This window comes from Tenacibaculum pacificus (assembly GCF_027941775.1).
Lineage (GTDB): Bacteria > Bacteroidota > Bacteroidia > Flavobacteriales > Flavobacteriaceae > Polaribacter > Polaribacter pacificus_A.
Map to the genome: position 1 here is coordinate 112,053 of NZ_CP115917.1, position 14,277 is coordinate 126,329.

A 14,277-nucleotide genomic window follows, 5' to 3' on the forward strand; every position below is an offset into this window, starting at 1 on the left:
ATCGGGGCTAGAAATAGTTACAGTTTTTATTAACTTATTACACGACGACTTTGTAATAATAAATAAAATTGTAATCCAAATAAAACAGCTCCAGAAAGCAAATGTATAGCTTGTGTTCCTAAAGGGAAATCAGCATAATACATTAAAATTCCTGTAATGGTTTCTAAAAATATTAAAGCTACAATCCAGTTTACTAATTTGTAACCTAAATCTTTCAATTGATTTAAGTAAAACATTCCTAAGTTTACTAACACAATAGCAATGGTAAATGAACGATGAAAGTAAAATTTAAAACTCGGATTTAGTAAACTATATTGTTTATTATCAAATCCATAAAGTTTTACTTGTTCATCAATAAACTGACGAACTTGCGTTCCCATAGCTATTTGAATTAATGAAAATACTACCGAAAAAATCAGTAACTTATTAAATAACGAATTGTATTTATAGGTTATTTTTTTACGTTCAGAAACTATAAATAATAGCCATAATAATAAGCCAACAATTACTAAACCAGCCACCATATGAATGGTAATAATAGTCGGTTTTAAATTAGAATCGACTACAGTTTTACCTAGCCAAGCTTCAAAAAGCATTAAAGAGAAAGCTCCGAAGGATAACAGCGTAATTTGTTTTTTTTCTTTCCAAAAAGAAAGTGAAGAGTAAATTAAAAATAAAAAGCAAAACCCTGCTAGTACCGATGCTAATCGGTTGATATATTCTGTCCAAGTATGCAGTTTATTAAATTTTGCGTAACTGTGTTTTGTGTATTTTTTCCAGTTACTATTATTAAATTTTTCGGATGTTTTTAAATTGTTTTCGGCAACAAAAAGCACTTCATCTTTAACTATAATCATTCCTTCTTTGTACTCAGTATTTGGATGCCAAGTAATTTGTGCTTCCGAAGTAGGAGGTATGTAATAACCAAAACATTTTGGCCAATCAGGGCAACCCATTCCAGAGCCAGTCATACGAACTATTGACCCTGCTAAAAAGATAATATATACAGAAATTAAAGAAATTTTGACTAAGAGAGGAAAGTGTTTTTTCATCAGAAGAAATGTTTTTACAAAGATACTATAAACGCATAAAAAAAGCTCCTCATTTGAGGAGCTTCATCATATAAATTATAAAAAATTAAGCATCTTTAGTACAGCATTCTTTTTTACATTCAGTACTGCATATTTTTTTATCAGCTTCATTTTTAGTGCAACATTCTTTTTTACATGTACTACTACACGCTTTTTTATGAGCATCTTTAGAACTACATTGTTTTTGACAATCAGCTTTACATATTTTATGCTCACCTTTTGTTTTTGAATCACATTCTTTTTTACATTTAGAAGCACAAGCTTTTTTATCCGTATTATTTTTTTTGCAAGATTTTGCTCCAACCTGACAAGCTTTATACATTTTTCCGTTACCAATTCCTTGAATAAAAGAAATTAAATCTGCTTTGTTAGTAATGTTAGCATCATATTTTATGTTAGCAATACTATCTTTAAAAATAACATTTGCTTCTAAAACTCCTTCTTTTTTAGATAAATCTGAAGCTATTTTTCTAGCACACCCTATTTCACAAGTCATTCCTGAAATGTTTAAAGAAATATCTTTTTTGTCAACAACTGCTGCCGTTTTTTCTACTTTCGGAGTATTTTCTTTTTTTGCTTCATTTTTACATCCAATAGCTAAAAAACTAACAAAAGCTAATGCAAATATTATTTTTTGAATTTTCATAATTTTAATTTATTAAGTTATTTAGCAAAGTTATTAATAAAATCAATTTTATAGATATTAATATACGAATTTTGTGCTTAAATGTATTGAAAATGAATAGTCAACAACGTAAATGGATTTACTTAGTAATATTAGCAATTGTTTGGGGAAGTTCTTTTATTCTAATGAAAAAAGCATTAATTGTTTTTACACCTATTCAATTAGGAGCGTTACGTATATTAATTACGGCAGCTTTTTTATTATTAATAGGATTTAAAAGTCTTAAGAAAATTCAAAAAAAACATAGAATTTATATTTTATACACGGCTTTTTTAGGAACTTTTTTTCCATCCTTTTTACTTGCTTTTGCTGTAAAAGGTATTGATAGTTCTATTTCGGCTATTTTGAATTCGCTAACACCTTTTAATACTTTTATTTTAGGAGCTTTAATCTTCGGATTTACTTTTAAGAAGAAACAATTTATAGGTATTTTAGTCGGATTGATAGGAACACTTATTTTGATTTTAAAAGGAGCTGAATTAAATCCAAATCAGAATTATTGGTATGCAATTTTGGTCGTTTTTTCATCTATCGGATATGCTTTTAATGTAAATATCATCAAAAAATATTTATCAGATTTAGATGCCTTGGCAATAACAACAGGTAATTTTTTATTATTGATTATTCCTGCTTCTTTAGTTTTGTTTTTTTCAGGTTTTTTTACATCAGTTGAATTAAATGATGAAACGACTACAGCATTCGGATATATAACCATTTTAGCTGTTGTAGGAACAGGAATTGCAAAAGTATTGTATAATAAAATGGTACATTTAACGTCGCCTATTTTTGCATCTTCTGTAACTTATTTAATTCCGATTGTGGCAGTTTCTTGGGGATTAGTTGATGGAGAAAAATTAAGTTTAGTTCAATTATTCTCTGGAGGAATTATTTTATTTGGTGTTTGGTTGGTAAATAAAGCGAAATAAAAAAGAGTCAAAACAAACTGTTTTGACTCTTAAAAATTAGTGTTAGATTTTTCTTTTACTGAAAATCAGCATCAGAAACATCTTCATTTATTTTTACTTCTTTTAATTCGAAGTTCATTTTCATTGGTCCCATTGATTGGATTATTAAATGAGGAAATTTAATTCCGTTTACTTCTTTATAATCAGAAAATTCTAAAGGTACTTTTACATCACCTTTAGGTCCTTTCATTACAGATACCTCTTTAATTTTTAAGCCAGATTTTACATCATAAAAAATCTCTTTTTTATCAAAAGTAATTACATAAGCATTTTTACCATTAACAGGTTCTATTCTATTTAAAGTACCTTTTTTATAAGCTTCATCAGAAAAAGGAGATACATTATTTTTTGCATCTTCAAGTTCTTTACCTTCTAATTGTTTCTTTTGCCCACGTGCTTCTTGATATCCTTTTGTTCCATCAAAAATTTCTTTTTGCATCACATTTCCTGCCATTGAAACAATTGTTGAGGTTTTGTTAGGGAAAGCACTTTTTTTAACTAAAATTAATTGCATTCCTTGAACTTTAGCTTCCGAAGTAGCTTTTAAAGTTTTTACACTAGCAATTTTATCTTTACCACCAATAGCATTAAAAAAACTATTTATTACAGATGTAGCGTTAACACCTTTAGGAATAGGCAAACTCATTGCAGGTTTTGTTGTTTTGTTACCTTCTTTATCAAAATATTTAATACTATAGTCAGACATTTTTTCTAAATTAGTTAAAACATCAAGTCCTTTACCTGTAATAATAATTCTAGCTTTATCAGCTTTAAAATACTTAATTGCTGTATTTTGAATATCATCTAAAGTAACAGCATTTATGTTTTTTAAATAGTTTTCGTAAAAATTACTAGGTAAATTATAACGAGCAATATTTAAAGCATAACGAGCAGCAGTTTCAGGCTTTTGAACTTCCATAACAAAACTACCAACATACTTTGCTTTTGCGTTTTTTAATTCTTCTGCTGATACTTTTTGAGAACGGATTTTATAAATTTCCTTCTGTATTTCTACTACCGAACTATCGGTAACAATGTTACGTACACTAGCTGTTGCTTTAAAAGTTGCAGCAACTTTACTTTGTCTAACACTAGAATAAGAACCATAAGTGTAACCTTTATCTTCACGTAAATTCATAAATAAACGTGCTGTACCACCGCCACCTAAAATATTATTTGCTAATAAAGCAGCATAGTAATCTTTATCACCTAATTTTAAATCGATATTATTTGCAACTACAATTTCAGATTGTACTGCGTTTGGCATATCAATAAAATTAATTTCAGTTGCGCTAACGTTTTTAGGTTTTGGAAAATCAACAGTAGGAACATTTCCTTTTTTCCAATTGCTAAATAATTTAGTAACCATTTTTTTAGTTTTCGAAGGATTTATATCTCCTGTGATAACTAAATATGCATTATTAGGTTTGTAATAAGTGTTGAAATTATTTTTGATATCAGAAAGAGTAATATTACTTATTGATTTTTTAGTAGTAAATTCTCCATAAGGATGATTTTTTCCATAAATTAAAGCATCTTCAACTCTTCTTGCGATTGCTGTAACACTTTTTTCATTTGATTTTAAACCATCTAAAGTAACTTTAACTTCTTTATCAAATTCTTCTTGAGTGAATTGTGAATTTTTAACTCCATCAGCCATTAAAGCTAATATTTCAGGAAAGTATTTTTTTAAAGAGCTAGCAGAAGCACCTGAGCTATAAAAATTAACACGAGCTCCAAGATAATCTACTTTTTCGTTAAATTCATCTTTAGTAATATTTGCAGTTCCACGACCTAATAAATCGCCCATCATATTAGATAAACCAGCTTTTTCTCCTTCAAAAACGGCTCTATTATCAATAGTTAAACTTGCAGATGCTCTTGGTAATTTATGATTTTCAACCATAATAACTTGTAAGCCATTAGGTAATTTAAATTTTTTAACCTTTCCTAATTGTACTTTTGGAGCTGGACCTGGTTTAGGTTGTATACTTCTATCTATCTGTGCAGTGGTAGCAAAAGACACTGCTAAAATTGCGATAAGTGCTATTATTTTTGTTTTCATAATATATTAATGTCTTTTGATTTATTTCTTTTTCGGTAAATATTCTAAAACTAATCGTTGATTTGGGTTCAGATATTTTTTTGCAGCAGTTCTAATTTCTTCACGAGTAATAGAACGGAAAATATCAATTTCGGTATTTATTAAATCGGTATCACCGTATAAAACATTATATCGAGCTAAAGAATTAGCAATACCTTCAACGCTAGAATTTGAATTTACAAACTCATTTTCAAACTTGTTTTGTAATTTTTGATATGCTTTTTCTGAAATTAAATTAGTTTGAATTTTTACAATTTCTTCATCAATTTCTTTTGTTAAATCAGCTAAAGAAGTTTCACCTAATGGTAATCCGTAAACAATATAAGTTCCATAATCTTCTTGACTAAAACTAAAAGCACCTACTTGTAATGCCAATTTTTTAGTATCGACTAATTTTTTATATAAAATTGAACTTTTACCATCACTTAAATACGTAGAAATCATGTCTAAAACTCTAGCTTCTCTAGTTTTCATTGATGGCGTTCTGTAAGCATTAATTACAGCAGGAATTTGAATATTAGCATCATATGCTTTTGCATTTATTTGCGTTGTAATAGGGTCTTCTTTTATAACAGTTCTTTTTATTTCGGCACCTCTAGGAATTGTACTGAAATAATCTTTTACCATTTTTTTTGTTTTTTTGATGTCAATATCACCAGCAACAACTAATGTAGCGTTATTAGGAACATAGAATTTTTTATTAAAAGCTAAAAATTCTTCTAAAGTAGCATCATCTAAATGTTTCATTTTTCCGATAGTAGTTCCTTTATACGGATGTTTTTTAAACATGTTCTTTTTAACATTTTCTAAAAATTTTCCATACGGTTGATTATCTACACGCATTCTTTTTTCTTCCTTTACAACCTCATTTTGAGTATCTACACCTCCTTGATTAATAACAGGATGTAATAAACGCTCAGATTCCATCCATAAACCTAGTTCTAAGTTATTTGACGGAAATATTTCGTAATAATAAGTCCTATCATCAGTTGTGTTTGCATTGTTTTTTCCTCCGTTAGAAGAAACAATTTTAAACCAATCTCCTTTTTTGATGTTTTTTGTACCTTCAAATAATAAGTGTTCAAAAAAATGAGCCATTCCTGTTCTGTCAGGTTGTTCATCTTTTGCTCCAACATGATACATTACTGCTGTTGTTACTATTGGTGCAGATTTATCTTGATGTAAAATAACATGCATTCCGTTGCTTAAATCGTACTCTTCAAATGCAACTTTTTGAGCATTAGCAGATAAGCTAATAAGCAAAGTCATGGCAAGAGTTGTGATACTTTTTTTCATTGATTTTTTTTTAAAATTTTTAATTGATATTGAAGTATATGACGTAATTTAAATATGTTTGTTACACTTTAAAAATAAAATATTTTTCAATTAAAAAAACGAGTAATTTTCTGACTTTTAGATTGTTTGTTGCCTTAAAATGCGTATATTTGCATCCGCATTTTCATTAAGAAAGTGTATAATTAAGTATAACGCAAAACAAAAAGTATGTACGCAATCGTAGAGATAGCAGGGCAGCAATTTAAAGTAGCACAAGACCAAAAAGTATTCGTACACCGTTTACAAGACGCAGAAGGATCAAATGTAACATTTGAGAACGTTATGCTAATTGAAGACAAAGGGAACGTAACTATTGGCGCCCCAGCTATAACAGGTGCAGGAGTAACTGCAAAGGTATTACGTCACTTAAAAGGTGATAAGGTAATCGTTTTCAAGAAGAAAAGAAGAAAAGGTTACAAAAAGAAAAACGGACACAGACAGTATTTAACTGAGATTCAAATTGAATCTATCGTTGCTTCTGGTACTTCTAAAGCTGCTCCAAAGGCTGCTAAGGCTGCTCCAAAGAAAGCTGCGAAAGCTGATGATTTAACGAAGATTGAAGGTGCTGGACCTAAAGCTGCTCAAGCTTTAGTAAACGCAGGAATCGATACTTTTGCGAAAGTTGCAAAACAAGACCCAGCTACATTAAGTAAAATTTTAGTAGAAGCTAGTTCTCGTTTATCTCACTTAGTTACTACTACTTGGCCAAAACAAGCACAATTAGCTGCTGATGGTGAGTGGGATGTTTTAAAAGTGTTACAAGACAAGTTAGACGGAGGAATTGAAAAATAATCCCGTACAAGTTTAATCTAAAAAAATCAATATAAGATGGCTCATAAAAAAGGTGTCGGTAGTTCGAAGAATGGTAGAGAATCAGAATCGAAACGATTAGGAGTAAAGATTTTTGGAGGACAAGCTGCAATTGCAGGTAATATTATTGTTCGTCAAAGAGGTACAACGCACAATCCAGGTAAAAATGTTTACATGGGAAAGATCATACTTTACATGCTAGAGTTGATGGTGTTGTTACATTCAGAAAGAAAAGAAATGATAGATCATATGTTTCTATAGTTCCTTTCGAGGCTTAAGAAATTTTTATCTACATAAATTAAAGCTCAAACAATTCGTTGTTTGAGCTTTTTTATGCTCTAAATTTAAAATATAAGCACAAAAAAAAGTATCACTATTTAAAGCGATACTTTAATTTTAGTTTCATTTTTGATTAATCCCCCAATTTATCAAAATGATTACCCTTGTATATCACAAATATGAGACGAAAATATTATATATAAAGCAATTTATGTATAACTGGTATTAATTTATGTATAACTGGTTTTTATTTTATTTTTTTAGGTAAAAAATGTTCTTTTAAATGTTGTTTTCCAGCTTTTTGTGTTATTATTCAACTTAATATCGATTATATTTGAAGTTAAAAATTGTTTTATGATAAAAGCTGTAATTGTTGATGATGAAGCCAAGGCAATACAGGGTCTTTCTTGGGAGTTGTCTAATTTTAATAATGATTTAGAAATAATACAAACATTTACTGAACCAGAACAAGCTATAAAATATATAAATAATAATTCTATTGATTGTCTTTTTTTAGATATTGAGATGCCAACTATGGATGGTTTTCAATTACTTGAAAAATTAGATAAAAAAGATTTTGCAATAGTTATTACTACTGCTTATAATGAATATGCTATAAAGGCTATTAAAAATCAAGCTATTGATTATCTTCTTAAACCTGTAGACTCTGATGATTTAGAAGAGACATTAAATAGAGTTAAGAATTATCGTATTAAAAACAAAAGCGACAAAAAGTTTGAGCAAATATTATCAACTTTCAATAAAAAATTTAACAAAAGAAAAATTACCATAAACACAGACGGAAAATTAATATTTTTACAAGAGTCAGAAATTGTATTTGTTGAATCGGATGGTAATTATTGCACTATTCATACTGTTAATAATAAAAAAATTGTGGTAACAAAAAAGTTGAAAGAGATAAATTTATTACTTCCTGATGATCATTTTTTTAGAATTCATAATTCGTTTATTATTAACTTAAACAAATTAAAAGAGTTTATAAAATCTGATGGATATGTGATTTTAGAAGATAATCACAGAATACCTGTTTCTCGTCAAAGAAAGTCTGAGTTCTTAGAAAAGTTCTAAAAAATGAAATTCTTATTCATAACTATTTTATTTATTACAAGCAACTGTCTATCTCAAAAAAACATTGATAGTTTGATGTTGATTGCCTTAGATAAAAAAGAAGTAAATTTCTTTAAACTTAAAAAACATTTTAAAGGAGTTTCATTTACTGATGAAAAAATAAAGAGTTTTTTAGAAAAAAGTAAAGAAGTTAATTATCCTTTAGGAAAAATATTTGCAAAAAATATTCAAGGGTATTCTTATAGAAAAAAAGAATATATGATAAAGCAACCTTAAAGTTTAAAGAAGCTTTAAAAGATGCAAAAGAAATAAATAATATAGAAGCAGAGATTGTAATATTAAATCAGTTAGGAGTAGCTTATAGAAGGCAAGATAAAGTTCGATTGGCGTTAAATTATCACCAAGAAGTTTTAGATATTATTTCAAAAATAGAGAAACAAAAGATTGATATTAAAGTTATCCATAGTGTTGCTATTAATAGTATCGGAAATATTTATTTAGCGTTAAAACAATATGAAAGAGCTTTAGATAAATTTAAAGAGTCTCTTGCTATACAAGAACAATTAGAAGATCTTAGAGGTATTGCTATTAATCATCAAAATATAGGGTTTGCACATAAAAATATAGGAAACTTAGATATTGCTTTAGATAACTTTCAAAAATCATTAAAATATAATGAACTAAATAAAGATAAATTAGGTAAGTTAATTTGTCATAATAGTATTGCTAATGTTTTAATTATAAAAGGAAAGTATAAGATTGCTTATAGATATATTATTGAAGTAGTTTCTCTTGCTGAAAAGATAGGAAATAGATATTACCTATCTGAAGTATATAATACTTTAGGTTGGGTTTTTCTAAAATTAAAGAAATATAAAAAATCTAAATACTATTTAGGTAAATCACTTAAAATTTCGGTAGAAAATGATATTTCGTCAAGTTTAATAATTTGTTATCAGCATCTTTCAGAATTAAATAAAAAAAAGAAAACTATAAATCGGCATTAATTTACTATCAAAAATCAATTGAAACAGAAAAAAAAGGTTTAAGAATAAGAATATTCGCTATGTAAATAGCCTTATTAATAAATATGATATTGAGGTAAGTACCAATAAAATAAAAAACTTAGCTATTGAAAATAAAATGGCTGAAAATAAACTTTTACAAAACAGAAATATTTTAATCATAGCATTGATATTAATTGTCTTATTTGCTGTTTTATTATATTCGATATATAGACAGCGTTTATTAAAAAATGATAAACAGATATTACTTTTAGAACAAGATGCATTAAGAATTCAAATGAATCCTCATTTTGTCTTTAATGCACTTAACTCTATTAAATTATATGTTATTAATAATGACCAAAAAAATGCTGTATTTTATTTAAATAAATTTTCAAAATTAATTCGTAAAATTTTAGAATCAAGTAATGTAAAAGAAGTTACTTTAGGAGAGGAACTTAAAACAATGAATTTATACATGAGTATTGAAAATATTCGCTTTTCAAATGCCATAATATATACCGAAGATATTAGTGAATATTTAAATGTAGAAACGATTAAAATACCTCCATTAATTTTACAACCTTTTTTAGAAAATGCTATTTGGCATGGTTTATCTTCTAAAAAAGGAGAGAAAAAAGTACAATTATCTATTCATAAACAGGTAAAAGAGTTTATTCAAATTGATATAGAAGATAACGGAATTGGTAGAGAAGCAGCTTTCAGAATTAAAAGTAATAAAACTTTAAATAGAAAATCAATAGGAATTGATTTAACAAAAGAACGATTAAAGAATTTTTCAATTCAATTTGAAAAGGAGTATTCGTTAATTTATACTGATTTAATTGATGAAAAAGGAAAAGTAAAAGGAACAAAAGTATCGTTAAAAATACCTTTAGTTTAAAATAAAAAAAGCGCTCGAAAAGAGCGCTTTTAAATAGTTTTATTTCTTAAATTTAAGAACTTCAGAACGTCCTTTTTTGAAGATTTTATTACTAGCATGTGTGCCTTTTCGTAATTCTTTTTGTTCTTCCCAAGATAGTTGAATAACTTCCTGACAATCGGTTGAACACGTATTTTCTGTTTTTTCTGAACATTCATCACATTGAATAAATAATAAATGACAGGCTTCGTTAGCGCAATTTGTGTGTTCATCGCAAGATTTACCACATTGATGACAATTAGAAATTACATCATCAGTAATTCGTTCAGCTCTTCTATGATCAAAAACAAAATTTTTACCGATAAATTTATTATCAATTCCTTCATCTTTTACTTGACGAGTATATTCAATAATTCCGCCTTCTAACTGAAAAACATTTTTAAAACCTTTATGTTTGTAATAGGCTGATGCTTTTTCGCAACGAATTCCACCAGTACAATACATTAATAAGTTTTTATCTTCTTTGTTATCTTTTAAATCTTCTTCAATAATATCTAAAGAATCTCTAAAAGTATCAACATCTGGAGTTATTGCGCCATCAAAATGACCAATTTCACTTTCGTAATGATTTCGCATATCTACACAAACCGTATTCGGATTTGCTAGCATTTCATTAAAATCTTTGGCATTTAAATGCACACCTTTGTTGGTTACATCAAAAGTTTCATCATTTAAACCATCAGCAACAATTTTGTTACGAACTTTTACTTTTAATTTTAAAAACGATTTATTATCGTGCTCAACAGCTACGTTTAATCGAATATCTTTTAAAAATGAAATGGAATCTAGTTGATCTTTTAAGGCTAAAAAATTTTCTGAAGAAACAGACATTTGAGCGTTAATACCTTCGTAAGAAACGTAAGTTCTTCCTAAAACGTCTAATTCGTTCCATTCTAAGAATAATTTATCTCTAAAAAGTTGAGGGTTTTCTATCTTATAATATTGATAGAATGAAATAGTAATACGGTCTTTTCCCGCTTCGTCGATTAAAGCAGCGCGTTCGTTAGCGCTTAACTTGTTGTACAGTTGCATGCTATACTTTTTTTAAGTTATACAAAATATGTTGATTTATCTAAAAATCAATACAAATGTACTATTTTTTTGTGTTTTAGTGTTTAAAAACACACTTTTAACATTAATTTGATATTTTTTAAACTTTAACTTAAAATATCTAAAAAAACAGATACAAGTAACTTGATTTTTTTAAATCTTTGTGCGAGTATAGATTAGTTTTTAGTAACACATTTAATAATTAAAAAATGAGAGTAGCAGTTGTAGGGGCCACCGGAATGGTAGGTAATGTAATGTTAGAAATATTAGCAGAACGTAATTTTCCTGTAACAGAATTAATTCCTGTTGCATCAGAACGTTCAGTTGGAAATAAAATTGAATTTAAAGGTACCGAATATAGTGTTGTAGGTTTACAAACAGCCGTTGATATGAAACCTGATGTTGCTTTATTTTCAGCAGGAGGAGATACTTCATTAGTTTGGGCACCAAAATTTGCCGAAGCAGGTACTACTGTTATTGATAATTCATCAGCATGGAGAATGGATCCTACTAAGAAATTAGTAGTTCCTGAAATTAATGGAGATGTTTTAACTAGCGAAGATAAAATTATTGCAAATCCTAATTGCTCAACAATTCAGTTGGTAATGGCATTAGGTCCTTTACATAAGGAATATAAAATGAAACGTGTCGTAATTTCAACGTATCAATCAGTATCTGGAACAGGTGTTAAAGCTGTTCAACAATTAGATAATGAAGAAGCTGGAATCGATGGCGAAATGGTATATCCTCACCCAATAGGAAGAAACGCTTTACCTCATTGTGATGTATTTTTAGAAAACGGATACACCAAAGAAGAAATGAAATTGGTAAAAGAACCTAAAAAGATTTTAGGTGATGATTCTTTTTCAGTAACAGCTACAGCTGTTAGAATTCCTACTGCAGGTGGGCATTCAGAAGCTGTTAATGTACAATTTGAAAATGATTTCGATTTAGCTAAAGTACGTGAGTTATTAGGTAAAACTGATGGCGTAATTGTACAAGACGATGTACAAAATAATGTATATCCAATGCCTATTTTAGCACATAATAAAGATGAGGTTTTTGTTGGTAGACTTAGAAGAGATGAATCGCAACCAAACACTTTAAATATGTGGATTGTTGCTGATAATTTACGTAAAGGAGCAGCAACAAATACCATTCAGATTGCTGAATATTTAGTTGCTAATAAATTGATTTAAACATTGTTTTTAGTTTAATGATTTGTTTTATATATTTAAAATCCTGTGTTTTTAACACAGGATTTTTATTTTTGAGGCGTGAATGAAAATCAGATAATAGAAAATACGATTGCCTTTGTAAAAAAAACGTTAGCAGGAGCAGAAGGAGGACACGATTGGTTTCATATAGAACGTGTCTATAAAAATGCTTTATTAATTGCTAAGGATGAAAATGTTGATGTTTTTATAGTATCGCTAGGTGCTTTATTACATGATATTGCTGATGCTAAATTTTATAACGGAGATGAAACTGTTGGTCCTAAAATGGCACGTAAATTTTTAGAATATCAAAAAGTGAAGGAAGTAATAATAATTCATATCGAAAATATTATTAACAATATTTCTTTTAAAACAAGTTTATCTGAAGGAGAAAAATTTACCTCGCCAGAATTAGATGTAATTCAAGATGCAGATAGATTAGATGCAATAGGAGCTGTAGGAATAGCACGTTGTTTTAACTATGGAGGTTTTAAAAATAGAGCCTTATACGATCCTGAAATAGCACCTAATTTAAAGATGACAAAAGCCGAATATAAAAATTCTACGGCACCTACAATCAATCATTTTTATGAGAAGTTATTACTTTTAAAAGATAAGATGAATACTAAAGCAGGAAAGAGAATAGCCAAAGATAGACATAATTATATGCAATCTTTTTTAGATCAATTTCTAAATGAATTTAATGGGTTTAAGTAGTTTTTTATTTGTTGTTTTTGTATTTTATTTAGTTGTTTAATGTTATTTTCTTATTAAATTATGTTTTTTGATATTAAATTCATATATTTATAATAAGCAATTAAGCCCCCCGAATTCTTTTTTAAAAAAATTAATCCCCTAATAAAAAAAAGCATCTAGATTTTTTCGAATTTAGATGCTTTTATATTTAAAATAAATGTGTTTTATTTTCCAGGAAAATTTGGTTTTCTTTTTTCTAAAAAGGCTGTTGTACCCTCTTTAAAATCATCGGTAGAAAAAGAATCTCCAAATTCTACTATTTCAGTTTCAAAACCATTAATTCCATCTTTAAAATTATCATTTATGGCTCTAATAGCTGCACTAATTGCAACCGATGAATTGCGCATTATTTTACCAGCTAGTTTTTCTGCCAATGGCAATAATTCATTTTGAGGAACTACATAATTTACCAATCCCCATTGTTTTGCTTCATCAGCAGAAATCATTGTAGCAGTCATTATTAATTCCATCGCTTTTCCTTTACCGATTAGTTGAGGTAAGCGCTGTGTACCACCATAACCAGGAATTACGCCTAAAGATACTTCTGGTAATCCCATTTTTGCATTATCTGATGCTATTCTAAAATGACAAGCCATTGCTAATTCTAATCCGCCACCTAAAGCAAAACCATTAATGGTTGCAATTACGGGAGTTGATAAATTTTCGATTAAATCAAATAAAGATTCTTGTCCTAATCGAGCTAATTTTTCACCTTCTTCTGTTGTGAAATTTGCGAATTCTGAAATATCAGCACCAGCTACAAATGCTTTTTCTCCGCTTCCAGTGATAATTATTGTTTTTACAGCGATATTATCTTCTAAAGTTTCAAAAGCTGTACTTAATTCATTAATGGTAGCGCTATTTAAGGCGTTTAGTTTTTTAGGTCTATTAATTGTAATTTTTGCTAATCCATCAGTAATTGTTACTAAAATGTTTTCGAAATTCATTT

At 28.2% G+C, this 14,277-nt stretch carries 14 protein-coding genes and 1 pseudogene; 9 read left to right on the forward strand and 6 right to left on the reverse strand.

Features of this window, described 5'->3' with window-relative positions; all coding sequences use genetic code 11:
• Positions 1–29: 29 nt before the first annotated feature.
• Together PG913_RS00490 and PG913_RS00495 are read right to left on the reverse strand one after the other, a co-directional pair.
• A complete protein-coding gene (locus PG913_RS00490) occupies positions 30–1,052 on the reverse strand; it encodes a COX15/CtaA family protein (RefSeq protein ID WP_271231137.1) in 1,023 nt (340 codons plus the stop codon).
• Positions 1,053–1,137: 85 nt separating this feature from the next.
• Positions 1,138–1,737, reverse strand: a complete 600-nt coding sequence (locus PG913_RS00495; RefSeq protein ID WP_271231138.1) for a cation transporter — start codon at positions 1,735–1,737, stop codon at positions 1,138–1,140.
• Between the two features lie 92 nt (positions 1,738–1,829).
• Here PG913_RS00495 and PG913_RS00500 point away from each other — a divergent pair, with 92 nt between their 5' ends.
• Entirely contained in the window at positions 1,830–2,702 is an 873-nt protein-coding gene (locus PG913_RS00500; RefSeq protein ID WP_271231139.1) for a DMT family transporter, read from the forward strand.
• A gap of 55 nt (positions 2,703–2,757) precedes the next feature.
• On the opposite strand, the gene PG913_RS00505 is transcribed toward PG913_RS00500, so the two are convergent.
• Together PG913_RS00505 and PG913_RS00510 are read right to left on the reverse strand one after the other, a co-directional pair.
• Entirely contained in the window at positions 2,758–4,806 is a 2,049-nt protein-coding gene (locus PG913_RS00505; protein WP_271231140.1) for a M16 family metallopeptidase, read from the reverse strand.
• Between the two features lie 21 nt (positions 4,807–4,827).
• Positions 4,828–6,141 (reverse strand): M16 family metallopeptidase, encoded by a 1,314-nt coding sequence (locus PG913_RS00510; protein WP_271231141.1) that lies wholly within the window; start codon positions 6,139–6,141, stop codon positions 4,828–4,830.
• 207 nt (positions 6,142–6,348) lie between these two features.
• Between PG913_RS00510 and rplU the strand changes: the two genes are divergently transcribed.
• From rplU to PG913_RS00540, 6 genes and pseudogenes are all read left to right on the forward strand, one after another.
• Entirely contained in the window at positions 6,349–6,972 is a 624-nt protein-coding gene (rplU, locus tag PG913_RS00515) for a 50S ribosomal protein L21 (RefSeq protein WP_271231142.1), read from the forward strand.
• A gap of 36 nt (positions 6,973–7,008) precedes the next feature.
• A pseudogene (rpmA, locus tag PG913_RS00520) lies at positions 7,009–7,268 on the forward strand (50S ribosomal protein L27).
• Positions 7,269–7,623: 355 nt separating this feature from the next.
• On the forward strand, positions 7,624–8,358 hold the full coding sequence (locus tag PG913_RS00525; RefSeq protein ID WP_271231143.1) for a LytR/AlgR family response regulator transcription factor: 735 nt from the start codon (positions 7,624–7,626) through the stop codon (positions 8,356–8,358).
• A gap of 3 nt (positions 8,359–8,361) precedes the next feature.
• Complete coding sequence (locus tag PG913_RS00530; RefSeq protein WP_271231144.1) at positions 8,362–8,634, forward strand: hypothetical protein; 273 nt, start codon at positions 8,362–8,364, stop codon at positions 8,632–8,634.
• Positions 8,635–8,693: 59 nt separating this feature from the next.
• Complete coding sequence (locus tag PG913_RS00535; RefSeq protein ID WP_271232107.1) at positions 8,694–9,365, forward strand: tetratricopeptide repeat protein; 672 nt, start codon at positions 8,694–8,696, stop codon at positions 9,363–9,365.
• 136 nt (positions 9,366–9,501) lie between these two features.
• Positions 9,502–10,266 (forward strand): sensor histidine kinase, encoded by a 765-nt coding sequence (locus PG913_RS00540; protein WP_271231145.1) that lies wholly within the window; start codon positions 9,502–9,504, stop codon positions 10,264–10,266.
• Positions 10,267–10,305: 39 nt separating this feature from the next.
• Here PG913_RS00540 and trhO read toward each other — a convergent pair whose 3' ends face one another.
• Complete coding sequence (gene trhO, locus PG913_RS00545) at positions 10,306–11,337, reverse strand: oxygen-dependent tRNA uridine(34) hydroxylase TrhO (RefSeq protein WP_271231146.1); 1,032 nt, start codon at positions 11,335–11,337, stop codon at positions 10,306–10,308.
• A 227-nt stretch (positions 11,338–11,564) separates the two neighbouring features.
• Here trhO and PG913_RS00550 point away from each other — a divergent pair, with 227 nt between their 5' ends.
• A complete protein-coding gene (locus PG913_RS00550; RefSeq protein WP_271231147.1) occupies positions 11,565–12,554 on the forward strand; it encodes an aspartate-semialdehyde dehydrogenase in 990 nt (329 codons plus the stop codon).
• A 78-nt stretch (positions 12,555–12,632) separates the two neighbouring features.
• Positions 12,633–13,289, forward strand: a complete 657-nt coding sequence (locus PG913_RS00555) for an HD domain-containing protein (protein WP_271231148.1) — start codon at positions 12,633–12,635, stop codon at positions 13,287–13,289.
• A 203-nt stretch (positions 13,290–13,492) separates the two neighbouring features.
• On the opposite strand, the gene PG913_RS00560 is transcribed toward PG913_RS00555, so the two are convergent.
• The gene (locus PG913_RS00560) at positions 13,493–14,275 is read right to left on the reverse strand and encodes an enoyl-CoA hydratase/isomerase family protein (RefSeq protein ID WP_271231149.1); all 783 of its coding nucleotides are present in this window, start codon (positions 14,273–14,275) and stop codon (positions 13,493–13,495) included.
• Between the last annotated feature and the right edge of the window lie 2 nt (positions 14,276–14,277).

Excerpts from the sequence above, each read along its gene's own strand:
- PG913_RS00540 (WP_271231145.1), top strand. The coding sequence starts at position 9,502 with ATGGCTGAAAATAAACTTTTACAAAACAGAAATATTTTAATCATAGCA.
- PG913_RS00505 (WP_271231140.1), bottom strand. The coding sequence starts at position 4,806 with ATGAAAACAAAAATAATAGCACTTATCGCAATTTTAGCAGTGTCTTTT.
- PG913_RS00490 (WP_271231137.1), bottom strand. The coding sequence starts at position 1,052 with ATGAAAAAACACTTTCCTCTCTTAGTCAAAATTTCTTTAATTTCTGTA.
- trhO (WP_271231146.1), bottom strand. The coding sequence starts at position 11,337 with ATGCAACTGTACAACAAGTTAAGCGCTAACGAACGCGCTGCTTTAATC.
- PG913_RS00525 (WP_271231143.1), top strand. The coding sequence starts at position 7,624 with ATGATAAAAGCTGTAATTGTTGATGATGAAGCCAAGGCAATACAGGGT.
- PG913_RS00560 (WP_271231149.1), bottom strand. The coding sequence starts at position 14,275 with ATGAATTTCGAAAACATTTTAGTAACAATTACTGATGGATTAGCAAAA.
- PG913_RS00500 (WP_271231139.1), top strand. The coding sequence starts at position 1,830 with ATGAATAGTCAACAACGTAAATGGATTTACTTAGTAATATTAGCAATT.
- PG913_RS00495 (WP_271231138.1), bottom strand. The coding sequence starts at position 1,737 with ATGAAAATTCAAAAAATAATATTTGCATTAGCTTTTGTTAGTTTTTTA.
- PG913_RS00510 (WP_271231141.1), bottom strand. The coding sequence starts at position 6,141 with ATGAAAAAAAGTATCACAACTCTTGCCATGACTTTGCTTATTAGCTTA.
- PG913_RS00550 (WP_271231147.1), top strand. The coding sequence starts at position 11,565 with ATGAGAGTAGCAGTTGTAGGGGCCACCGGAATGGTAGGTAATGTAATG.
- PG913_RS00530 (WP_271231144.1), top strand. The coding sequence starts at position 8,362 with ATGAAATTCTTATTCATAACTATTTTATTTATTACAAGCAACTGTCTA.
- rplU (WP_271231142.1), top strand. The coding sequence starts at position 6,349 with ATGTACGCAATCGTAGAGATAGCAGGGCAGCAATTTAAAGTAGCACAA.